Source organism: Streptomyces sp. WI03-4A (genome assembly GCF_033792105.1).
GTDB classification, from domain to species: domain Bacteria; phylum Actinomycetota; class Actinomycetes; order Streptomycetales; family Streptomycetaceae; genus Streptomyces; species Streptomyces collinus_A.
In genome coordinates this window covers 207,967-231,209 of sequence record NZ_JARAUO010000007.1, presented here as the reverse complement: position 1 = coordinate 231,209, position 23,243 = coordinate 207,967, and the positions used below count along the sequence as shown (strand labels likewise).

Here is a 23,243-nt window from a genome sequence, read left to right as displayed (position 1 = left end):
GTCATTCCTTCGAGGCGCGGAGAAGCTCGACGTTGCCGTCGAACTGCCAAAGGGGGTTCGGTGCGTCGCCGCTCGGGGTGCGCACCAGGAAGTAGCCGTTCACTTCCTTCGGTCCATCGCCGTCGGCCATGAACCGCCCGTCCGGGGTGACGTCGAGTTGGTAGACGGCCGTGCCCGCGGCCTCGACGCCGGGGAGGTGCCAGGAGACGACACACCGCCAGTCGTTGCCCGCTCCTTCGGCGGCGACCCTGATGCTGCCTTTGTCGCAGGTGGCCGTGGCCTTGAGCTGGGCTTCGGTGACGTGGGGGCGGTTGAGCTGCTCGGTCTGCATGCGGTAGAGGTGGGCGAAGGCCGTGGCGAGCGAGCGCTGCACCTTGGCCTGTTCGATCCCGGAGCCCGTGGCCCCCGTCGTCGCGGCGACGACGGCGACGGTCACGGCGACCAGCCCGGCCGGCGGCAGGACGCCGGCGGTGACCGCGCGCCGCCCGGGGCCGTCGTAGCCGGCGCTGGTGAAGTCGCGCCGTACGAACAGCAGGTAGGCCGCCGCGGTCGCGACCACCGTCCACAGCAGGCTCACCGTGACGCCGATGAGGAGCGGGCCGAGTTGGACCGGGCTGGTGAACAGGCCGTTCCAGGCGATGAAGGCGTAGCCGGGCAGGGCGAGTCGTACGTCGGCGGGCAGCGGCAGCATCTGGGCGAGCTGCATCGCGAGCGCGACGACCGCGGGCACCAGCAGTCCCATCGGGGAGCGCCCCAGGGTGACCGAACCGAGGAGCCCGATCGCGGCGAGTGCCAGGGTCGGGGCGAGTGCGCAGACCCAGGCGAGCAGGACCTTCGCCGCGGCGTCCCCGGGGGCCAGCAGGTGGCCGTCGAGGCCGACCAGCGGCTGGTTGCCGACCGCCAGGATGCCGCCGACGGCACTGGAGCAGGCGAGCCCGGCCACGAGCACCAGGAGAACGGTGAGGCTGGCCAGCGCCTTGGCGGCGAAGATCCGCGCGGGCGACCGGACCACCACGAGCAGGTGGCGCCAGGTACCGAGCCGGTCCTCGGAGGCGAACACGTCGCCGGCGACCACCGAGGTGAGCAGCGGCAGTGCCCAGGTACCGGCGAAGCCGAGGGTCACCAGCGGTCCGGCCCAGCCGGTGGCGTGCATCCAGCGGCCGAAGAGGGTGTCGACGGGCAGCGTGCTCTGTCCGCTGACCGCGGCGACGAAGAGTCCCGGCGCGATCCAGCAGGCGAGGACGAGCAGGCGGATCCGCCACTGCGCGACCAGCTTGAACATCTCGAAGCGGTAGCCGCGAGTGACCGAGACGGGGCGGGCGGTGGCAACGTTGCCGTCGGCGACGGTCGTGGTCATCGGCCGGTCTCCTGTGACTCGGTGAGGGCGAGGAACGCGGCTTCCAGCGGCGAGACCACGGGGGCGAGTTCGCGCAGCGCGACGCCCCCGCCCACAAGTCGTGCCACGAACTCGTCCAGGGCGGGCACCAGGGCGCGCAGTATCAGTGCGTCGGCGTCGTGCCGTGCTCCGGTGTCGTCGACGATCCGGACTCCGGGGGCGTCGGCGGCCAGCCGGCGGGCGGTGTGCGGGTCCGAAGTGATCAGCCGGTAGTCGAGTTCGCGGTTCTCCGCGGCCAGCTTGCCGAGCGGGCCGGAGAAGACGACGCGTCCGGTGGCGAGGATGGTGACGTCGGAGCACAGGGCCTGAAGGTCGTCCATGCGGTGGCTGGAGAGCACGACGCCGGTGCCGTCCGCGGCGAGCCGGGTCAGGACTCCGTGCACGTGCCTCTTCCCGGCCGGGTCGAGGCCGTTGGCGGGCTCGTCCAGCACGAGCAGCCGGGGCTTGGTGAGCAGGGCCGCGGCGAGCCCGAGCCGCTGACGCATGCCGAGGGAGAAGCCACGGGCCTGGTCGTCGGCGACGTCGGTGAGCCCGACCTGGTCGAGCACGTCGTCGACCCCGGCCGTCCTCGCGTCGCGTCCGCGCAGAGCGGCCAGGGCGGTGAGGTTCTGCCGGGCGGTGAGCGAGGGGTAGAGACCGGGGCCGTCCACGAATCCGGCGACGCCGTCGGGAGCGGTGAGCGCCCGCCGGACCGGTGTGCCCAGGATCTCGAGGCTGCCGCCGTCGGCGGCGGACAGACCGAGCAGGAGGCCGAGCAGGGTCGTCTTGCCGGCTCCGTTCGGTCCGACCAGGCCGTGGATCTGACCCCGCGCCACATCCAGGTCGACGCCGTCGAGCGCGACGACGTCGCCGAAACACTTGGTGATCCCACGAGCCCGGACCGCAAGGAGTGAGTCCATGAGTCCCTTCTTCCGAAACCTTCAGGGACCTTAGGGAGGGCACACAACGCGCGCACAGACGGCCAATTGAACGCTCATGGAACGGATCGTCAAGGGGTTGTAAGTCCGGGAGGCGCAAAACAGTCGGCATCGAGCCAGACCCGGTCATCCCCCGGGGATCACCTGCGGGTGGGGAAGGGCGGCGGCGGTCAGAGGGCGAACAGGCGGGCCGCGTTGTCGTGGCAGACGGCCCGCAGCCACTCCCGGCCGAGTCCCAGCCGTTCCAGGGCCTTCAGCTGGTGCAGGTAGGGGTAGGGGATGTTGGGGAAGTCGGAGCCGAGCAGGATGCGGTCGCCCAGGGCGGCGAGCCGTGGCAGGGCCCGGCGCGGGAACGGCATGAATCCCTCGCTGAAGTCGGTGAACACCATCGTGGTGTCGAGGCGCACCTGCTCGTACCGTTCGGCGAGGTCGAGGAACTCCTCGTACTCGGGCATGCCCATGTGCGCGACGATCAGCCGCAGTTCGGGGTGGCGTGCCAGCACCCGCGCGATCGGCTCGGGTCCGGTGTGCTTGCCGGGCGCGGGACCCGAGCCGCAGTGCACCACCACGGGGATCCGAGCCTCGGCCAGCAGCCCCCAGGCCCGCTGGAGACGTTCGTCGGCCGGGTCGTACGCGCCCACCTGGACATGTGCCTTGAACACCCGCGCCCCGGCTTCGACCGCCTCCCGGACGTAGGACTCGGCGTCCGGCTCCGGGTAGAGGGTGGCGGTGTGAAGGCAGCCGGGGGTGCGGCGGGCGAAGTCGACCGCCCAGCCGTTCAGCCAGCGGGCCATGTCGGGCTTGTGGGGGTAGAGCATGGAGGTGAAGGCCCGCACCCCGAACTGGCGCAGTACGGCCGTACGTTCCTCTTCCTCGGCCCGGTAGGTGATGGGCCACTCCAGGCCGCCGATCAGCGGCCCGTTGGTGTCGAAGTACTCCCACACCTTGTGCAGGACCCGCTCCGGCATGAAGTGGGTGTGGACGTCGATGAGTCCGGGAAGGCCGAGCCCGTGCCAGAAGCGGCGGACCTCGCCGGCCTCCTCCTCCGTCGCCGTGCGGATGGAACTCACCAGGTACCGCCTTCTCTCAGCCGGTGTGCAGGATCCGGAAACGGGCGGGTTCCGCCGGGTCCCGGTCGACGACCTGGACGGGCGGCCATGCCCACTGCCACACGCCCGTGCCCGGCGTGCGGGAGAACCGGATCTTCCCACGGGTGCCTTCGACCGCGACATGCGGCCAGGACCCGGCGACGCGTGCCCGGTCCGTGCCGTGGGCACGCAGCACCTCGGCGAGGACGGCGACCGTGTCGTAGCCCTCGAAGGCGACGAAGGAGGGCGTCCGGCCCAACCGTTCGCGCAGTGCCGCCCCGACGCGTGCTCCGCGGGGGCCGAGTCGTTCGGGCAGGTAGCGCAGGAACGGGATGCCGGCGCCGTCGGCGCCCAGTTCCCCGGTCCATTCGGCGAACTCCGGCTGTCCGGCCGGAGCGCCCATCAGGACACCGTCGAGGCGCTGGTCGCGGCGGACCGACCGGACGAGCGACACCGCCGGCTCGGGGTGGCCGACCAGCAGGAGCAGGGCCGTCGCGCGCTGGTCGGCGAGTGCGTCGCACACCGCTGTCACGGGCCGTGCGCTCATGTCGAGTTCGACGAGGGTGGCGCCGCGGGCGGCGAGGTGGTCCCGCAGGATGCGGGTCCCCGAGGCCCAGTAGACGCTGGGCTGGGCCGCCACGGCGATCCGGCTGTGGCCCGCACCGAGGAGGAAGTCCGCGTAGGTCCGCCAGCCGTGGGACTGCGCCGGGGCGAGCCGCGCGACCCACCGAGTGGGCTGCTCGGTGAGCGCGTCGATGACGGCCGAGGAACAGAGGAACGGAAGGCCGAGTGCGTCGGCCCGGGCGGCGGCGGTGCGGGCGACGACGCTGTGGTACTCCCCCGCCAGGGCGGCCACGCCCAGATCGGACAGTTCGTCGACGGCCGCCGCCGCCTGCCGCGGGTCGGCCGCCGTGTCGCGGACCACCAGGTCGAGTGGGCTGCCGCCGATCCCGCCCGCGTCGTTGACCTCGTCGACCGCCAGCTCGAGACCGGTCAGCAGGTGCCGGCCCGCCTCGGCCCAGCCGGGCCGGGTCAACGGCACGAGGGCGCCGATCCTGACGGGTGAGCCGTCGGCGCGCTCCGTCTCGTGCCGCCGGGGCGGGTGTGCGCTGCTGGCCATGCCGGACATTGCATCCACCGCCGTCGGCGGCCCGCAACCGATTATGTGTGCGCCGGATGCCGGGCCCGGGACGTCCCGCGTGGGATGGCGGCCGGCGGCACATCGGCCGCTCCGGGCGGGCGGCCGGGCCGTCACTGGGTGAAGCTGGAGGTGTGAGCAACATCAGTGAGCACCCGGTGACCGCTGACCAGATCCGCGCGGCGCTGACCGCCCTGGCGGCGGAGGCGGAGGCGGATGCGCAGCGGCGGCCCGGGGAGACGCGGGGCGAGGAGGCGCCGGACGAGGACCGCCTGCGCCTGCTCGGCCGACTGCTGGCGAAGACGGAGCTCGAGATCACCGCCGCGACCCGGCTGACCGAGGACGGGGAGCTCGAGGACGTCCTGGAGACGTTGCTCGGCTGGGGGGAGCAGTTGGGAGAGGATCCCGGCGTCGCGGTGAACGTGGTGACGAACCGGCTGCAGCGCACCGCGCTGCAGGTCTCCGAACCGGAGGCGGAGGAGCTGCCGCCGGGCCGGGAGGCGGCCTTCGCGGCCGTCATGACGGCGGTGTACGCACTGAGCGCCCAGTTGCACGCCGATCGCGACGACGCGGAGGGGACCCGGCACGCTCTGAGCGGTGCGGAGGAGGCCCTGATCGACATCCTGCAGGGGATGCACGACCTGCGCGTGGCCATCGGGGACGCGCCCGGCCCCGAGCCGGAGGACGAGACCGGCGACTGACCCGCCCGGTCCCTCGGGAACCCGGGCCGGAAAACACCGACGGCTCCCGTCCCGTGAGCGGGAGGGAGCCGTCCGGCGTGAGCGGCCAGTGCGGTCACGCGTGGCGGTGCGAGTGCCGGCTGCCGGTGAAGAGGCGGTACAGGGCGAGCAGGATGAGGGAGCCGACTATCGCGGCGATCCAGGTCGAGAGGTCGAAGAACCCGTCGACGGAGTCGACACCGAAGATGACCTTGCCCAGCCAGCCACCGAGGAGACCGCCCGCGATCCCGATGAGCATGGTGATGATGATGCCACCGGGGTCCTTGCCCGGCATCAGGGCCTTGGCGATGGCGCCGGCCAGCAGCCCGATGATGATCCACGCGAGAATTCCCATGGTGCCCCTCCAGTTGCTCGGATAAGGATTTTGTTAGCTCCCTTGTGCACCGGATTCCTTCCGACAAACGTCTCCTTCGTCAGTTCCCTGTCCACGAGCGGATTCACGGGCGGTCGCGTGCCGCTCGCCGGCACGGCCGAGGTCTTCCCGGAGTGCGGGCCGCTGCCCCGGTCAGGTGGCCGCCGACAGGCCCGGTCCTGGCTCGGGGAGGGTGTCGGCGATGGTGGCGAGGAGTTCGACGACGGGTGCCGTCTCCCGGATCGAGACGCGGACCGCGGTGTCGCCGGTGCGCTCGGTGGCCAGTTCCCGGCGCCGCCGGGTGTGGAGGTCCTCGAGGTAGAGGGACATCTCCTCGACCGCCTCGGCGAGGGCGTCGGTGTGCACGGCGGGGTCCTCGCCCTGCGGCGGGTCGAGGGCCGGCGCCGCGTGGCCGGTGTAGAGGTCGAGCGCGGGGACGTGCGCCGCGCGGGTGGTGCGGTGCGTCATCAGGGCGGCGATCAGCGCGACCAGCCTGTCCAGGGCCGCGACGGTGGCGGCCTCCCGGTCGAGGGCGGTCCGGTCGTGGCCGGGTTCTCGGTGGGCGTGGTGGGCCGTGCTCTGGGCTCGTGCCACGGCTTTCTCGGCCGCCGCCCGGGCGGGGACCAGGTCGCCGTCCGGGTCCGGCCGGGCGAGGGAACGCAGGGCGGTGTCGAGGTAGGCGGCGGTGGCCCGGCGGGCGTGATCCGTCTCGGCGGCCAGCCGCGGGTGTTCCCAGCTGGGCCACAGCAGGCGGCTGCCGAGCAGCGCCGCGGCCGTGCCGAGGAAGGTCATGGCGATGCGGATGAGGGCGTCGTGCCAGTCGCCGGGGTGGGAGACGTCGCCGATCAGCAGGACGACGGGCGTGCCGAAGATGACCCAGAAGGCGTAGTTGACCGGCCGCAGGGTGAAGCCCGCCGTGATGATCACGAACAGGATGAGGCTGATGGCGGCCTGGGTGTGCACCGCCGCGATGAGCAGGGCGGCGCACGAGCCGCCGACGAGGTTGCCGACGACGCGCTGGACGACGCGTTCACGGGTGGCGGCGTACTGGGGGCGCAGCACGCGCAGGACGGCCAGGGTCGCCCATTCGCCGTGCGGCAGCGTGGTGGCCTGGGTGAGCGCGAAGACCGCGGTGCTGACGGTGGTGGCGCGCAGGGCGTGGCGGAAGGTGGCCGAGGTGAGGGTCATGATGCCGCGCAGGCGGGCCGCCGTCGGGCGCGGCGCCCGGGCGGCGGGCGGGGGCAGCGGGGTCCGGGCGAGCTGGACGAGCCGGTGGACGTCGGTCCGAGCGGCGGTGACGACGGCGTCGATACGGCTCAGCAGGCGGCGCTGGCGGCCGGCGCGTGCCGTGTCGGGGTAGCTCTGGGTGCCCGCGGCGCTCTCGGCGCGCATCCGGTCGCAGGCGGCCTCCAGCGGGGCCATGAAGGTCTCCGGCGCGCTGTCGTGCGGGGTGGCGGGCCGGCGTCGGGTGAGGTCGTCGGCCAGCCGTGCGAGCTGCCGGGCGGCCCGGGTGGTCGCGGAGGTGTAGGGGGTGGCGACGGCGGCGGGCGGCGGACCGGTGGCGGCGAGCGCGGCGGTGAGGTCGGCCAGGGTGGCGGCCTTGCGCACGAGCGGGTTGGTCAGCTCGGCGAGGTGTTCGTCCCCCTGGGGACCGCGCAGGGCCCGGGTGGCCTCCTCGGCCCTGCGCAGCGCGTCCGCCGTGGGCGCCAGGGCGGTGCGCGGGAACTGCGGGTCGGCGAGGACGCTCAGTGTGCGGCCGACGGCGCGGTAGGGCTGGGCGAGGGTGTGGAGGACGTCACGCAGGCGTGGTGCGGGCGTCAGGACGGCGGTGGCGACGGCGTACCACAGTCCCCCGGCGAGCACGAGCAGTGCCGCGGGCCGTAGCTGCGCCGGTGTCTGCGTGGTGCCGACGGCTCCCGCGGCGACGAGCAGCGCGGTGGCGGGCATCGTGCCGAGCCGTTCGAGCGCGGGGTGGAGGGTCGAGCCCATGCCGGCGAGGAACACCAGGGCGGCGAGGACGGCGAGCGTCACCGGGAACAGACCGGCCGCCCGTGCGCCGATCCAGAACACGGCGGCGTCCACCACGGCGGCCACCAGCAGGCCGCGCGTGCGCGGCCGGCGGGCGCCGCCCTTGTTGGTGAACGCCGCCAGGTAGGCGCCCAGGGTCGCCCAGGCCGCCGCCTGCGGGTTGCCCGCGGCGATGCCCGCCGGCAGCGGCGCACTGATCACGATCCCGTTGCCGAGGCCGGCCAGGACGGCCGGGCGGCTGCCGGGCGCCGGGCTGAACAGCCCGGCGGTGCGCCTGCCGGCGAGGTGCCGGGTCACTCCCGCTGGAAGCGGCCCATCAGTACCGCCGTCTCCAGCACATGGCCCTGCATCGCGGCTTCCAGTTCCCCGCGGCCGGCCTCTCCTGGCAGGTCGAAGGCGGTGTCCAGGGCGTAGAGCGTGAAGAAGTAGCGGTGTGCCTTGTCCCCGTGCGGGGGCGCGGGGCCGATCCAGGCGCGGATGTTGCTGGTGCCGGCGCCCACCACTCCGACCTGGATGTCGTCGGGGTACATCCGCCGCTGTCCGGCGGGGATGTTCCACACCACCCAGTGGTCGAAGTTCCCGTCCGGCCGCAGTTCCCGCGGTACGTCCGGGTCGTGCACCACCAGGGCCAGGCTCACCGCGTCGGCGGGCACCGCGTCGAACTCGAGCGGCACCGGTACCTCGGCGCCGTCGGCGGAGTGCTCGACGGGGATGAAGTCCCCGTCCTGGAAGGACGGACTCTCGATCTTCATGTCTTCATCGTCCCCCAGACCGGGCCGCCCGGCCCGGTCAGGCGGTGCGTGCGGAGTGGCGTGGCGCGGTCGGGGCGGCGGCCCCGGCGCTCCTCTCACGGCACCGATCCGGTCGTGCGCCCCGCCGTCCGCGGGGCGTTCCCTCCGTACGGCCCCCGCCGCGCGCCTACAGCGGGGCCCACCGCACGGTCCCCCGGTCGGCCGACGTGACGGGCCCGGCCGGCTGCCCACACTGATGAGCAGTCCGACGGACGGGCTCCGCTGAATGGCCCCCCACCTTGTCGAGAAGGGTACGAAATCATGATCGTTCAGGAAGCGCAGCACGCTGCGGCCGCCGGCCCGGACAGCTTCCGGATCCACCAGATAGCCGACCGGTTCGAGGTCTACAGCCGCAGCGGGCAGTTCTTCGGTGAGTACCTGGCGCGCGCCTCGGCGGAGCAGCAGGTGTCCGTCCTCATGCGGCGGGCGCAGCGCGTGGTGCCGGGCGCGGTCAGCTGACGTCGGCCTCGGCCAGTGCGGTCAGCGCCTTGCGGTCGGCCTTGCCGTTGGCGTTCAGGGGCAGCTCGTGGAGGAAGAGGAACCTCTTGGGGATCATGTACGCGGGCATGGACCGCCGGCACAGCTCGGCCAGCTCCGCCGGGGTCGCCCCGGGCGCGGGCGCCACGACGAAGGCCGTGAGGGCCGCTTCGCCGTCGTGGCCGTCGAGGGCCAGGACCAGCGCGGCGGTCACGCCGGGGTGCTCGGCCAGCCGGCGTTCCACCTCGCCGAGTTCGATCCTGTTGCCGCGTATCTTCACCATGGAGTCGGCGCGGCCGCAGAAGTACAGCTCGCCCGAGGGATCGCGGTGGGCCAGGTCGCCCGAGCGGTAGACCAGTTGCCCCGACCGTGGTTCGAGCGGGTCCGGGACCAGGGCCGCCCGGGTCGCCTCCGGGTCGTCCCAGTACCCGGAGAAGAGCGACGGGCAGCGAATGTACATCTCCCCCGCGACCCCCGGCTCGTCGACCGGCAGGCCGGCCTCGTCGAGGAGCAGGATCTCGGCGCCCGGGTAGCCGCGCCCGATGGACAGGGCCTCGGCGGCCTCCGGCAGCGGGTCGGGCACCTCGGAGAAGGAGCAGGCCACGGTCTCGGTGGCGCCGAACGCGTTGACGACCCGCAGGTGCGGCAGCAGGGTCCGCAGTCGGCGCAGGTCGGCGAGGGGGAAGTTCTCGCCGGCGAACAGGATGCCGCGCAGCCGTTCGCCGAGGGCCGCGACGCCCTCGGGTTCGTGGCGCAGCAGCGGTCGCCACAGCGACGGGACGCCGTGCACGACGGTGGCCCCGGTGTCCCGCAGGAAGCCGAGCAGGCGGCGCGGGAAACTGAGGTGGGCGCGCGGCACGGCGATCAGGGTGGCGCCGGTGCCCAGGCTCACGCAGATGTCGAACAGCGCCACGTCGAAGGCCAGCGGCGACGCGCTCGCCACCCGGTCGTCGGGCGACACAGCGCCGAAGCGCTGGGTGCCGCGGTAGAAGGCCAGTGCCGCGTGGTGGCTCATCACGACGCCCTTGGGGCGGCCGGTGGTGCCGGAGGTGAAGATGATGTACGCCGGATCGCCACCCACCACCGTGCGACGGCCGGGCCGCCCGCTGTCCGCCGGCCCGTCGAGGGCGATGCCGCCCTCGGCGTCGAAGGTGCCGAGCGGGGTGTCGCCGGACGGGGTCCGGGCGGGGACGCCCGCGGGGTGCAGGACGAGCGCGGGCTCGGTCGCCTCGACGATGGAGTCCAGCCGCAGCGCCGGTATGTCGGGGTCCACCGGGATGAACACGGCCCCCACGCGCGCGCAGGCGAGCAGGACCGCGATCGCCGACGCCGAGGTGTGGGACGCGACCACCACCCGGTCGCCGATCCGCACGCCGGCCGCGGTGAGCTGTTTGGCGTACTCCTCGACGCGCTGGGCGAGTTCGCGGTACGACACCGAGGTCACTCCCCCGGCCGCGCCGGACTCCACGACGGCGGGCTTGTCCGGCGTACGGGACACCGGCGCCAGCGCGAACGCGTCGAGCGTGTCGGCGGGGAACCGGGGGACGAACCGCTCATCGGCCATGCTCTCGTCCTTCTGCTTCCTGGCCGACCGCCCGGCCGAACGGCTGGCGCGTGCCTGGCCGAACGGCTGGACGCATGCCTGGCCGGATCACTGGCCGAAGGCGACGGCCTTCACGTATTCGGTCAGAACGTCGAGGAACCGCTCCGGCTCCTCCAGGTGCGGCACGTGGCTGGAGTTCTCGAAGATCTCCCAGCGCACGTCCGGGATCAGTTCCGCGTAGGGCCGGACGGTCTCGGGTGTCGCCTCGTCGTGGCGCCCGGAGATCAGCAGCGTCGGCACCGCGATGCCGGACACGCAGTCCGTCACCCCCCAGTCGCGCAGGGAGCCGATCACGTGGAACTCGCTGGGGCCGTTCATCGTGAAGTAGACCGTCGGGTCGTTGTACATCTCGAAGAACGACGCCTGGTAGGCGCGGGGCCAGGGGTCGAGGCGGCACAGGTGCCGGTCGTAGAAGACCCGGGTGGCGGCGTGGTACTCGTCGCTGTCGGTCGTGCCGGCGGCCTCGTGGCGCAGCAGGGTCTCGTTGACGCCGGCGGGCAGCCGGCCGCGCAGGACGGCCATCTGTTCCAGCCACAGCGGGTACGAGGCGGGGGCGTCGGCGATGACCAGCCCGCGCAGTCCGGCGGGGGCGCCGGCGGCGTGCTTGGCCACGAGCAGACCGCCCCAGGAGTGCCCGAAGAGCAGGTAGTTGTCGGCGATGCCGAGGTGGCGCACCAGGTTGTCCAGCTCGGCGAGGAAGAGCTCCACGGTCCAGAAATCGGCCGGCGCGTCCGGCAGATGGCTGGAGCCGCCGTTGCCGATCTGGTCGTAGTGCACGACCGGGACGCCCAGTTCAACCAGGGCGGCCAGGCTCACCAGGTAGTCGTGTGTGCTGCCGGGTCCGCCGTGCGCCACCACGAGCGCCGTCCGGTGAGGCGACAATTCGCCGGTGACCCGGTACCAGGTCTTGAACTCACCGAACGGCGCCACGCCTTTGGCAGTGGGGCGGAACACTAGACCCGCTTACCGGTGACCGGGAAGGTGCCGAACATGCCGGGCTTCGCCTTGCCGGTCATGCTGTCGCCGTTGCGGGTCAGGGTCAGCGTCATCTTCAGCGGGACCGGCTTGTGCGACTTCACCTTGAAGGAGAGCAGGTCGCCGTCGATCTTGCCGTCGATGATGTTCGGGTCGATGACCTGGCCGTTGGCCCTGCACGTGCCGACCAGCTTGCCGTCCTCCGCCTTCATGTCCACCCACAGGCTCTGCTTGCCGATGGGGCTGTCGATCGTGAACTCCCAGCTGCCGTCAGCGCTCATTCCAGCTCCCGTTTTGTCGATCACCCGATTTCACCCATGACGATAGGAAGGGCTCGGCCCGGCAAGTACCCCTAGTCACCCCTAGGGGCGTGCCGGGAGATCCAGTCCTCGACCAGTGCGCCGGCCTCGGCGGCATGGTCCTCGATCATGGAGAAGTGGGTGGCCCGTACGGTGGCGTGGTCGTGGGCCGGGTCCCAGGGTTTGGCCTGCCAGTCGTCGCCGTCCCCGGCCGTCCCGGAGGGCATGAAGGACTCGGTGGCCCCGACGAACAGCACGGGCGCCTCCAGCGGCTCCAGGATGAACCTCGGCACCAGGTCGAAGTAGCGGTTCATCGCGGACAGGGCGCTGCTGTGGAACAGACCGAACGCCTCGTCCTTCTGCACCAGGCCGACGGTGAGCTGTTCCATGAGCCGGCCCTGGTCGCGGTCCTCCAGGTCGACCCGGAAGGTGTCCATCAGGACGACGCCGGCGGGCCGGATCCCGCGCACCCGTTCCAGGTGGCCGGCCGTGGCGTGGGCGAGGGTGCCGCCCGACGAGTAGCCGAGCAGGACGAACGGCCGGCCCGCGGCGGCCCGCAGCACGCCTTCGGCGAGGTAGTCGATCACCGCGTCCGTGGAGTCCGGGAGGGGTTCCCCGGCCCTGAACCCCGGGTTGGTCAGGGTGACCATGGGGCGTTTCCCGCGGAACGCGGCGGCGAGCCGCGCGTGCTGGTGCGGACCGCCGGTCGCCATCGGGGTGCTGATGCCGATCAGCACGGGTTCCCGAGGCCCGTCGGCGAGCCGGACGCCGTCGGGCAGGGGCCCGAAGTCGGCGGCACAGGTGAACCGCGGGCGCAGGTCGGAGACGGCGCGCAGGAGATCGAACCCCTTGATCACCTGGTCGGACAGCACGGCCGCCCGGAACAGTTCGGCGAGTGTGTCCGGTGTCCCGCCCGCGCCGGGTGCCGTCGCTGCCGCGGGCGGCAGTGACAGGTCGGTGTGCAGCCGCCGGGCGAGGGCGGTGGGGTTCTTGTTGTCGAACACCGCCATCGGGGACAGCCGCAGACCGGTCGCGGCCGTCAGCCGGTTGCGGAGTTCGACGGCCGCCAGGGAGTCGAACCCGAGTTCAAGGAAGTCCCGTTCGGGATCGACGGCCTGCGCGCTGTCGTGCCCCAGCACGGCGGCGGCGTGCGCGCGCACCAACTGGGTGAGCTCCCGCTCCTGCTCCGCGTCGGAGAGACCCGCGAGACGGCGGGCCAGGTCCCCGGCGTCCGCCGGTCCCGCGGCGGTTCGACGCCGCGCAGGAGGCACCAGGCCACGCAGCAGCGCCGGGAGTTCCTCGGGCCGTGACCGCAGCGCGGCGATCTCCAGTCTGACGGGGACGAGCGTCGGCCGGTCGGTGACCAGCCCGGCGTCGAAGGCAGCCAGCCCCTCCTCGACGGTGAGGACGGGGAAGCCCTGACGGGCGAGCCGCCCCCGGTCGGCCTCGGTCAGCCACTGGCCGAGACCCGCCTCGATGCCCCACAGGCCGTACGCCAGCGAGGTCGCGGGCAGCCCGTTCGCCGTCCGGTACCGGGCGAGCGCGTCGAGGAAGACGTTGCCCGCGGCGTAACCGCCCTGCCCGGCCGCGAGCACCAGGCCACCGGCCGAGGACAGCATCACGAACGCGGCGAGCGGCAGCCCGGCGGTCAGTTCGTGCAGGTGCCACGCGCCGTCTGCCTTGGGACGCAGAGTCGTCTCGACGCGCTGCGGGGTCAGCGAGCCGACCACACCGTCGTCGACGGCGCCGGCGGCGTGCACGACGGCCGTGAGCGGCGCACCCGGGTCGATCCCGGCGAGCACGGCGGCCAGCGCCTCGCGGTCGCCGGCGTCGCAGGCGACGATGCGTACGTCGGCGCCGAGTTCGGTCAGCTCGGCGAGCAGACGCTCCGCGCCCGGCGCGCCCGGGCCGCTCCGGCTGGTGAGGAGGAGCCGCCGGATGCCGTGACGGCTGACGAGATGCCGGGCGATCAGGGCGCCGAGGCCGCCGGTCCCACCGGTGACGAGGGCGGTGCCGGCGGGGTCCAGGGCCCTGGGTGTGGCATCGGTGGGCTGCTGCTGCTCGCGGACCAGGCGGGGAACGAGGAACGTGCCGTCACGCAGCATCAGTTCGGGTTCGCCGGTCGCCGGCGCGGCGAGGAGAACGGTGTCGGCGTGATCGGCCTGATCGTCGTGGCTGAGGTGGTCGATGTCGACGAGGACGAAGCGGCCGGGGTTCTCGGCCTGCGCCGCGCGGACCAGACCCCAGACGGGCGCCTGGTGCAGGCGCACTTCCGAGCCGTCTTCGGCCATCGCGCCCCGCGTCACGATCACGAGTTTGGAGGCGGCGAACCTCAGTTCGTTCAGCCAGAGTTGGACCGTCCTGAGCGCTTCGGCGAGAGTCGCGCGCACGTCGGCCCGCAGGGCGTTGGTCCCCGGGGCCTCGGTCCGCGTCGGCGTGCCGTGCCAGAACACCACTTCGGGCACGCCGACCGAGCCCGAGTCGATCGCCTCGACCAGGGCGGGGAGATCGACGTACGGGCAGCCGTCCCCGACCTTGGCCCACATGACGTCGGCGTCCACGGGCGGGGCGGAAGTGATCGGCTGCCAGTCGATCCGGTACAGCGAGTCGCCGCCCTGCCGCAGCGCGGCCAGCTGCTCGGCGGTGATCTCCCGCAGGCTCAGCGCGCCGACCGAGGCCACGGGGCTGCCCGAGAGGTCGGCCAGGTCCAGGGCCACGGCCCGGTCACCGGCCGGCGTGATCCTCACCCGCAGGCCGCGCGCACCATGGGCGTGCACCGCGACACCGCTCCAGGAGAACGGCAGCATGGTGGAGCCGTCCGTGCTGTCGCCGGTCAGGCCCATGGCGTGCAACGAGGCGTCCAGCAGTGCGGGATGCAGGGCGTACCGGGCGGCGTCGGTGTACGCCTGCTCCGGCAGCACGATCTCCGCGAACATCTCGTCGCCGCGCTGCCACGCGCTTCGCAGCCCCTGGAACACCGGGCCGTAGTCGTACCCGCGCGCCGACATCGTCTCGTAGACGGCGTCGACAGGCACGGGCACGGCCCCGGTCGGCGGCCACTGAGCGAGCCCGGTGGCGTCCGACGGCGCTCCCGGGCGCAGGGCTCCGTCCGCGTGACGGACCCACGGCTCGGTGTCCTCCGTGCGGGAGTGGATGGAGACGGTGCGTCCGCCGTTGTCGTCCGGCACCCCGACGGACACCTGGATCGTCGTCCCGCCCTCGTCGGGCAGCGTGAGCGGCGCGGCCAGCACCAGCTCCTCAAGGTACTCGCAGCCGACCTGACCACCCGCCGCGATCGCCAACTCGACGTAGCCGGTGCCCGGGAACAGGATCGAGCCGCCCACGGCGTGATCGGCCAACCAGGGCACGGTCTGCGCCGACAGACGGCCGGTGAACACCACGGAGTCGGAATCGGCGAGCGCAACGGCCGCACCGAGCAGCGGATGCTCGGCCGGAATCAGCCCCAGCGCCGCCGGACCGGCACCGGCCGCGCGCTCGGGCTGCCAGTAGCGGTGGTGCTGGAAGGGGTAGGTGGGGAGGTCGTCGAGGTGTCGTCCTGGGGTGTGGAGGGCGGTGAAGTCGACGTCGGTGCCGGTGGTGTGGAGGGTGCCGAGGGCGGTGAGGAGGGTGTGGGGCTCGGGGTGGTCTCGGCGTTGGGTGGCGGTGATGTGGGTGGTGTCGGCGGGGAGGGTGTCCTCGGCCATGGCGGCCAGGACGGTGTCGGGGCCGAGTTCGAGGAACTTGGTCGCACCCTGTGCGGCGAGGGTGGTGAGGGCGTCGGCGAAGCGGACCGGTTCGCGGACCTGGCGGACCCAGTAGGCGGGGTCGCGGAGATCGTCGGTGGCCGGCTCGCCGGTGAGGGTCGAGACCAGTGGGATACGCGGGGTGTTGCAGGAGAGCTGGGAGGCGACCTCGGCGAAGTCGGCCAGCATGGGTTCCATCAGCGGGGAGTGGAACGCGTGGCTCACGCGGAGGCGCGTGACCTTGTGGTCCTGCAGCCTCTCGATCGTCTCCGTGACCGCGTCATCAGCTCCCGAAATCACCGTGAGGCGTGGCCCGTTGACGGCCGCGACCTCGACACCGTCTACGAGGGCCGCACGCACCACGGATTCCCCGGCCCGGACTGATGCCATCGCCCCACCCGCGGGCAGCGCCTGCATCAACCGAGCACGCGCCGCGACCAGACGAGCCGCATCCGATAGCGACAGAACCCCCGCCACATGCGCAGCGGCCAGCTCGCCGATGGAGTGCCCGGCCACGAAGTCCGGCCTCAGCCCCGCCGACTCAAGCAGGCGGAAGAGGGCGACCTCGACGGCGAACAGACCCGGCTGCGCCCAGCCCGTCCGCCGCACCAGGTCCGCATCCTCACCCCACACGACCTCACGCAACGGGCGCTCGAGATGAACGTCCAGCGCCGCGACCACCTCATCGAAGGCCGAAGCGAACACCGGGAACCGAGCCGCCAGTTCACGCCCCATCCCGAGCCGCTGAGCCCCCTGCCCCGTGAAGAGACAGGCGAGCTTGCCCGCCACCGATGTCACCGCGCCGACATCACGCAGCCCCCGCAGCAACTCCTCACGATCGGCCCCGACCACCACAGCCCGGTGCTCGAACTTCGCGCGACCGGCCAGCGTCCACGCCACATCCACAGGACGCAACGACTCACGCTCGCCGAGGTACGCCTTGAGCTGATCGGCGTAAGCCGTCACCGCCTCGGGCGTCTTCCCCGACACCACCCACGCGACCGGCTGCACATCGTCAGCCACACGCACCGCCTCAACGCCCGGCGGCTCCTCCACGATCACATGGGCGTTCGTTCCCGTGAGGCCGAACGACGAGACACCGGCACGGCGCGGGCGCTCCTCGCCGCTCAGCCACCCGCGAGGCTCGGTGAGCAGTGCCACCGCACCGGCTGACCAGTCGACCTGCGCCGACGGTTCGTCCGCGTGCAACGTCTTCGGCAGCACGCCATGTCGCATGGCCAGGATCATCTTCATGACCCCGGCCACGCCCGCCGCGGCCTGGGTGTGTCCGATGTTGGACTTGATGGAGCCGAGCCACAGCGGCCGGCCCTCCGGCCGGTCCTGCCCGTAGGTGGCGAGCAACGCCTGGGCCTCGATGGGGTCGCCGAGAGTCGTCCCGGTCCCGTGTCCCTCCACCACGTCGACGTCGGCGGACGACAGGCCCGCCGCTGTCAGGGCCTGGCGGATCACGCGCTGCTGGGACGGGCCGTTCGGTGCGAAGAAGCCGTTGGACGCGCCGTCCTGGTTCACCGCCGTGCCCCGGATCACGGCGAGGACCGGGTGGCCGTTGCGCCGCGCGTCCGAGAGCCGTTCCACGACGAGGATTCCGGCGCCCTCGGCCCATCCCGTGCCGTCGGCGCCTGAGGCGTACGAACGGCACCGGCCGTCGGCGGACAGTCCTCGCTGACGGCTGAACTCGACCAGGATCTCGGGTGACGCCATGACCGCGACGCCGCCGGCCAGGGCAAGTGAGCACTCGCCGTGGCGCAGGGCCTGGACGGCGGAGTGGAGGGCGACGAGCGAGGAGGAGCACGCCGTGTCGACGGCGACGGCGGGGCCTTCGAGGCCCAGCGCGTAGGACACCCGGCCGGCGACGGCGCTGCCTCCGCTGGAGCTGCCGTAGCCGTAGTCGTGGTACATGACGCCCGTGAAGACGCCGGTGGCGCTGCCGCGCAGCGTGACGGGGTCGATCCCGGCCCGCTCGAACGCCTCCCAGGAGGTCTCCAGCAGCAACCGCTGCTGCGGGTCCATGGCCAGCGCCTCGTTCGGGCCGATGCCGAAGAACCCCGCGTCGAAGTCACCGGCCTCACGGAGGAATCCTCCGCCCTGCGCATAGCACTTGCCGGGCTTGCCGGGCTCGGGGTCGTAGAGGGACTCGTCCCAGCCGCGGTCGCCGGGCAGCGGTTCGATGGCCTCGCCGCCGGCCGCGAGCAGGCGCCACAGGTCCTCGGGCGAGGAAACGCCACCGGGGAAGCGGCAGGCCATGCCGACGACGGCGATCGGTTCGTCGGGCGTGCGGTGGGTCGTGGCGCCGGGGGTGGGAGCGTCGGCCGTGGTTCCGCCGAGGGTGGCGTCGAGGTGTGCGGCGACCGCGTCGGCCGTGGGGTGGTCGAAGACGAGGGTGGCGGGCAGGCGCAGGCCGGTGGCGGCGGCGAGCCTGTTGCGGAGTTCGACCGCGGTCAGGGAGTCGAAGCCCAGTTCGGAGAAGGCGCGGTCCGGTTCGACGGCCTGGGCGGACGCGTGGCCGAGCACGGCGGCGATCTCCGTGCGCACCAGGTCGAGCAGGGCGGCCACGCGTTCGTCGCCGGTGAGGCCCGCGAGGCGGTCCGCCCAGGCGGAGCCGGCGGCAGTGCGCACCGTGCGCGGCATGCGTACGATGCCGCGCAGCAGGGCCGGGACGTCGCCGTTCGCCCGGATGCCGGCGGCATGGACCTTGATGGGCACCAGGGTGGGCGGCCCCGGCAGCGCGGCGTCGAGCGCGTCCAGGCCCTCGGCCGCCGTGAGGGACGGGAATCCCTGCTGGGCCATCCGTTCCAGGTCGTCCTCGGTGAGGGCCGCGCCGAAGCCGGTGTCCAGGCCCCAGAGGCCGTAGGCCAGGGAAGTGGCGGGCAGGCCCGTGGCCGCGCGGTGTTCGGCGAGTGCGTCGAGGAACACGTTGGCCGCCGCGTAGCCGCCCTGGCCCGCCGCGAGGACCAGTCCGCCGGCGGAGGAGAACAGGACGAACGCCGACAGGGGCAGGTCGCGGGTGAGTTCGTGCAGGTGCCAGGCACCGTCGACCTTGGGACGCAGGACGGTTTCGAGCCGGTCCGGGTCGAGGGTCGTGACCAGACCGTTGTCGACGACACCGGCGGCGTGCACCACTGCGGTGAGCGGGTGTTCGGCGGGGATCGCGGCCAGGACGGCGGCCAGCGCGTCGCGGTCGGCCACGTCGCAGGCGGCTACGGTGACCTCGGCACCGAGCCCGGTCAGTTCGGCCGTGAGTTCGGCGGCGCCCGGGGTGTCGGCACCGCGTCGGCTGGTCAGGACGAGCCGTCCGGCCCCGTGCGCGGTGACCAGGTGGCGGGCGACCAGGGCCCCTATTCCGCCCGTGCCACCGGTGACCAGGACCGTGCCGTCCAGGCGTGCCGTCCGGGGCACCGGGTCGGCGGCGACGAGTCTCGGCACCAGCAACGCGCCTAGCCTGAGGGCGAGTTCGGGTTCGCCGCCGTCCAGGGCCGCGGGCAGGGCGGCACGGGACTCGACGGTCTCGTCCATGTCGGCGAGCACGAACCGGCCGGGGTTCTCCGCCTGCGCCGCTCGCACCAGGCCCCAGACGGGGGCGGTGGCGAGGTCGACCCGCTCGTCGTCGCGTGCGGTCACGGCCTGCCGGGTCAGGATCACCAGGCGGGAGGCGGTGAAGCGCTCGTCGGCCAGCCAGGCCTGGAGCGCGGCGAGGGCGGTGGCGGTGGCGGCCCGTACGGCCGTGGGGATGTCGCCGGTGCCCGGGTCCAGCGGCAGCAGGACGACGTCGGGCACGTCGGCGTCACCACCGGTGCCGACTGCTTCGGCCAGTGCGGTGAGGCCGGGGAACACCGGCAGGCCGGGAACGGGCGAGACAGGTCCGACGACAGCCCAGCGGGAGCGGTCGGACGGTACGGCGGCAGGAGCGCGGGCGGCGCAGTCGACGGGCTGCCAGCGGACCCGGTACGTCGTCGGGTTCCCGGCGCCCCGTACCCGGTCGAGCTGCTGCGCGGACACCGCTCGGGACACCAGCGACGCCACGGACAGTACGGCGCGTCCCGCGTCGTCGGCGATGTCCAGGGCGACGCTGTCGGGCCCGGCGGGCCGCATACGGACGCGCAGGCCGGTGGCGCCCGTGCCCGTGGCGTGCAGGGAGACACCGTTCCAGGAGAACGGGATCAGGGTGGCTCCCGAGCCGTCCAGGTCCTCCAGCAGCGAGGCGTGCAGGGCCGCGTCGAGCAGGGCCGGATGCACCGCGCAGCGCCGGGCGTCCCCGTGCGCGTCCTCGGGGAGCGTGATCTCGGCGAAGAGTTCGTCGCCGCGCTCCCAGGCCGCGCGAAGGCCCTGGAACACCGGGCCGTACCCGTAGCCCCGGCCGAGCAGCCGTTCGTACGCGCCGTCCGTGGGCCGTACGGCGGCGCCGGGCGGCGGCCAGGTGCCGAACGCGTCCGCCACGGGCGTCGTACCGGGGGCCAGCAGGCCCTCGGCGTGCAGGGTCCAGGCGGCCGTCGCGGCGTCCGCCGGGCGCTGCTCCGGGGCGGAGTACACGGCGACGGTACGGCGGCCGGACTCGTCCGGGCCGCCCGCCAGCACCCGGACGAGCAGACCGTCCTCGTCGGGCAGGACCAGGGGCCCGGTGAGCGTCAGTTCCTCGATCCGGTCGCAGTCGACCTCCCGGGCGGCGCGCAGCACCAGCTCGACCAGGCCGGTTCCGGGCAGCAGGACGTTCCCCAGTACGTCGTGGTCGCCCAGCCACGGCTGGTCCCGCACCGACAGCCGCCCGGTGAGCACCACGGCCCCGCTGTCGGGCACGGTGACGGCCGCACCGAGCAGTGGATGGTCGAGGGCGGTCACACCCAGACTCGCCGGATCACTGCCCAGGGCGTCGCCGAGCCAGGACTCGGCGAGATAGTCCGTCACGTCCAGCCAGTAGCGCTGCCGCTGGAAGGGATAGGTGGGGAGGCCGTCGAGGTGGCGTCCCGGGTGGAGGGCGGCGAAGTCGACATCCCTGCCCCGGGCGTGGAGGGCGCCGAGAGCCGTGAGGAAGGTGTGGGCCTCGGGTCGGTCCCGGCGCTGGCTCGCGACGGCATAGGTGTCGGCGGCGAGGGTGTCTTCCGCCATGGCCGCGAGGACGGTGTCCGGGCCCACCTCGAAGAAGGTGGTCGCGCCCTGCCCGGAGAGGGTGGTGAGGGCGTCGGCGAAGCGGACCGGCTCGCGGACCTGGCGGACCCAGTAGGCCGGGTCGCGCAGCTCGTCGGTGGCCGGCTCACCCGTAAGGGTCGAGATCAGGGGGATGCGGGGGGTGCCGTAGGCCAGTGGGGAGGCGACTTCGGCGAAGTCGGCCAGCATCGGCTCCATCAGCGGGGAGTGGAAGGCGTGACTGACACGCAGGCGCGTGACCTTGTACTCCTGCAGCCTCTCGATCGTCTCGATCAGCGCCTCCTCGGCGCCGGAGATCACCACGGAGCGCGGGCCGTTGACGGCCGCGACCTCCACTCCGTTCACAAGCGCTGCTCGTACATCGTCCTCGGCCGCACGGACGGAGGCCATCGCCCCGCCGCTGGGCAAAGCCTGCATCAACCGGGCTCGTGCAGCCACCAGTCGGGACGCGTCCGCCAAGGACAGGACTCCTGCCGCGTGTGCTGCGGCCAGCTCGCCGATGGAGTGCCCGGCCACGAAGTCCGGCCTCAGTCCCACAGACTCCAGCAGGCGGAACAGGGCGACCTCGACCGCGAAGAGGCCCGGCTGTGCCCAGCCCGTCCGCTGCACCAGGTCGGCGTCCTCACCCCACAGCACCTCACGCAGCGGCCGCTCGAGATGAGCGTCCAGTGCGGCGGTCACCTCGTCGAAGGCATCCGCGAACACCGGGAAGCGGGCGGCCAGTTCCCGGCCCATGCCCAGCCGCTGGGCACCCTGCCCCGTGAACAGGAAGGCCAGCTTGCCCGGCACCGGAGACACCGCGGCCGCGCCGGCCGCGCCGGCCACGCCGCGCAATGCGCGCAGCAGTTCCTCGCAGTCCGACCCCACGACCACGGCCCGGTGCTCGAACCGCGCCCGACCGGCCAGCGTCCGCGCCACGTCCACGGGACGAAGCGCCTTGCCGGCTCCTGACCCGGCCCCGGCCCCGGTCCCGGCTTCGGCCCCTGTCCCGGCCTCGGCCCCGGCTTCGGCTCCGGCCTCAGCTTCGGCTTCGGCTCCGGCCTCAGCTTCGGCTTCGGCTCCGGCTTCGGCTTCGGCTTCGGCTTCGGCTTCCGCCACATGGGCCCTCAGCTGGTCGGCGTACGCGGTCAGCGCCTGGGGTGTCTTCCCCGACAGCACCCACGCCACCGGCGCCACGTCGCCGGGTGCGGCGACCGCCTCGGCCGCGGGCGGCTGCTCCACGATCACGTGCGCGTTCGTCCCGCTGATACCGAACGACGACACCGCGGCCCGGCGTGGCCGGGCGCCGGTCTCGGGCCACCGACGGGCCTCCGTCAGCAGTTCCACGGCACCGGAGGACCAGTCCACCTGGTCCGACGGCTCGTCCACGTGCAGTGTGCGGGGCAGCGTGCCGTGCCGCATCGCAAGGACCATCTTCATGATGCCGGCGACGCCCGCGGCAGCCTGCGTGTGTCCCAGATTCGACTTGATGGAGCCGAGCCACAACGGCCTGCCCTCCGGCCGGTCCTGCCCGTACGTGGCCAGCAGCGCCTGCGCCTCGATGGGGTCGCCGAGCGTCGTTCCCGTGCCGTGGCCCTCCACCACGTCCACGTCCGCGGACGACAGCCCCGCAGCGGCCAACGCCTGCCGGACGACCCGCTGTTGCGAGGGACCGTTCGGGGCGAACAGTCCGTTGCTGGCGCCGTCGGAGTTGACCGCCGAGCCGCGTACCACCGCCAGCACCGGATGGCCGTTGCGCCGGGCGTCCGAGAGCCGTTCCACCAGGAGGACACCCGCTCCCTCCGCCCAGGCCGCACCGTCGGCGGAGGCGGCGTAGGAGCGGCAGCGGCCGTCGGGTGACAGTCCCTTCTGCCTGCTGAACTCGACGAACGCCTCGGGTGTCGCCATCACGGCGACGCCGCCGACGAGGGCGAGGGTGCACTCCCCCGCCCGCAGCGCCTGGCCGGCGGAGTGCAGGGCGACGAGAGAGGACGAGCAGGCGGTGTCGACCGTGACCGTCGGGCCTTCGAGACCGAGGGTGTAGGCGACCCGGCCGGAGGCGACGGCGCCGGTGTTCGCGTTGGCGGGGTAGTCGTGGTACATCATCCCGGCGAAGACGCCGGTCCGGCTTCCGTGCAGGGACGCGGGGTCGATGCCGGCCCGCTCGATCGCCTCCCAGGAGCACTCGAGCAGCAGCCGCTGCTGCGGGTCCATGAGCAGGGCCTCGTTGGGGCTGATACCGAAGAAGGCGGGGTCGAACTGGTCGGCCCGGTGCAGGAATCCGCCTTGGCGGACGTAGCTGGTCCCGGGGCGCTCGCCGGTGGGGTCGTACAACTCCTCTGTCCGCCAGCCGCGGTTGGCGGGAAACCCGGAGATCGCGTCGACCTCGTCGGCCACGAGGCGCCACAGGTCCTCGGGGGACGTGACGCCGCCCGGGTAGCGGCAGGCCATGCCGATGATCGCGATGGGCTCGGAGATCGCGGCGGTGAGCTTCGCGTTCTGTGCGCGCAGGAACTCGGCCTCCTTGAGCGAGCTGCGCAACGCGGCGACGAGCTTG

The 23,243-nt window shown here is 73.1% G+C and carries 12 protein-coding genes and 1 pseudogene; 2 read left to right on the top strand and 11 right to left on the bottom strand.

Features of this window, described 5'->3' with window-relative positions; all coding sequences use genetic code 11:
• Position 1: 1 nt before the first annotated feature.
• The 4 genes from PV343_RS11010 to PV343_RS10995 form a co-directional block, all read right to left on the bottom strand.
• Positions 2 to 1,357, bottom strand: a complete 1,356-nt coding sequence (locus tag PV343_RS11010) for an ABC transporter permease (protein WP_319146659.1) — start codon at positions 1,355 to 1,357, stop codon at positions 2 to 4.
• A complete protein-coding gene (locus tag PV343_RS11005; protein WP_319146658.1) occupies positions 1,354 to 2,295 on the bottom strand; it encodes an ABC transporter ATP-binding protein in 942 nt (313 codons plus the stop codon). The genes PV343_RS11010 and PV343_RS11005 overlap by 4 nt, the downstream gene beginning before the upstream one ends.
• 188 nt (positions 2,296 to 2,483) lie before the next feature.
• Positions 2,484 to 3,383, bottom strand: coding sequence for an amidohydrolase family protein (locus PV343_RS11000; protein WP_319146657.1), 900 nt, complete (start codon positions 3,381 to 3,383; stop codon positions 2,484 to 2,486).
• Between the two features lie 16 nt (positions 3,384 to 3,399).
• Positions 3,400 to 4,521: an ABC transporter substrate-binding protein gene (locus PV343_RS10995; protein ID WP_415923478.1), complete on the bottom strand. Its 1,122-nt coding sequence runs from the start codon at positions 4,519 to 4,521 to the stop codon at positions 3,400 to 3,402.
• 152 nt (positions 4,522 to 4,673) lie between these two features.
• On the opposite strand from PV343_RS10995, the gene PV343_RS10990 reads away from it, so the two are divergent.
• Positions 4,674 to 5,240 carry a hypothetical protein gene (locus PV343_RS10990; protein ID WP_319146655.1) on the top strand — a complete coding sequence of 189 codons (567 nt, stop codon included), beginning with the start codon at positions 4,674 to 4,676 and terminating at the stop codon, positions 5,238 to 5,240.
• A gap of 94 nt (positions 5,241 to 5,334) precedes the next feature.
• On the opposite strand, the gene PV343_RS10985 is transcribed toward PV343_RS10990, so the two are convergent.
• The 3 genes from PV343_RS10985 to PV343_RS10975 form a co-directional block, all read right to left on the bottom strand.
• The gene (locus tag PV343_RS10985; protein ID WP_319146654.1) at positions 5,335 to 5,613 is read right to left on the bottom strand and encodes a GlsB/YeaQ/YmgE family stress response membrane protein; all 279 of its coding nucleotides are present in this window, start codon (positions 5,611 to 5,613) and stop codon (positions 5,335 to 5,337) included.
• Between the two features lie 171 nt (positions 5,614 to 5,784).
• Complete coding sequence (locus PV343_RS10980) at positions 5,785 to 7,956, bottom strand: FUSC family protein (protein ID WP_319146653.1); 2,172 nt, start codon at positions 7,954 to 7,956, stop codon at positions 5,785 to 5,787.
• Entirely contained in the window at positions 7,953 to 8,411 is a 459-nt protein-coding gene (locus PV343_RS10975; RefSeq protein WP_319146652.1) for a YbhB/YbcL family Raf kinase inhibitor-like protein, read from the bottom strand. Before PV343_RS10975 ends, PV343_RS10980 begins: the two co-directional genes overlap by 4 nt.
• Before the next feature lie 300 nt (positions 8,412 to 8,711).
• Between PV343_RS10975 and PV343_RS10970 the strand changes: the two genes are divergently transcribed.
• Positions 8,712 to 8,909 carry a hypothetical protein gene (locus PV343_RS10970; RefSeq protein WP_319146651.1) on the top strand — a complete coding sequence of 66 codons (198 nt, stop codon included), beginning with the start codon at positions 8,712 to 8,714 and terminating at the stop codon, positions 8,907 to 8,909.
• Here PV343_RS10970 and PV343_RS10965 read toward each other — a convergent pair.
• From PV343_RS10965 to PV343_RS10950, 4 genes and pseudogenes are all read right to left on the bottom strand, one after another.
• Positions 8,902 to 10,491, bottom strand: coding sequence for an amino acid adenylation domain-containing protein (locus PV343_RS10965; protein ID WP_319146650.1), 1,590 nt, complete (start codon positions 10,489 to 10,491; stop codon positions 8,902 to 8,904). The genes PV343_RS10970 and PV343_RS10965 overlap by 8 nt on opposite strands.
• Before the next feature lie 87 nt (positions 10,492 to 10,578).
• On the bottom strand, positions 10,579 to 11,460 hold the full coding sequence (locus PV343_RS10960; RefSeq protein WP_319146649.1) for a proline iminopeptidase-family hydrolase: 882 nt from the start codon (positions 11,458 to 11,460) through the stop codon (positions 10,579 to 10,581).
• A 23-nt stretch (positions 11,461 to 11,483) separates the two neighbouring features.
• Positions 11,484 to 11,786: a hypothetical protein gene (locus tag PV343_RS10955; RefSeq protein WP_319146648.1), complete on the bottom strand. Its 303-nt coding sequence runs from the start codon at positions 11,784 to 11,786 to the stop codon at positions 11,484 to 11,486.
• A gap of 71 nt (positions 11,787 to 11,857) precedes the next feature.
• Positions 11,858 to 23,236 (bottom strand): annotated as a pseudogene (locus PV343_RS10950) (SDR family NAD(P)-dependent oxidoreductase); the annotation flags it as partial.
• Positions 23,237 to 23,243 lie beyond the last annotated feature (7 nt).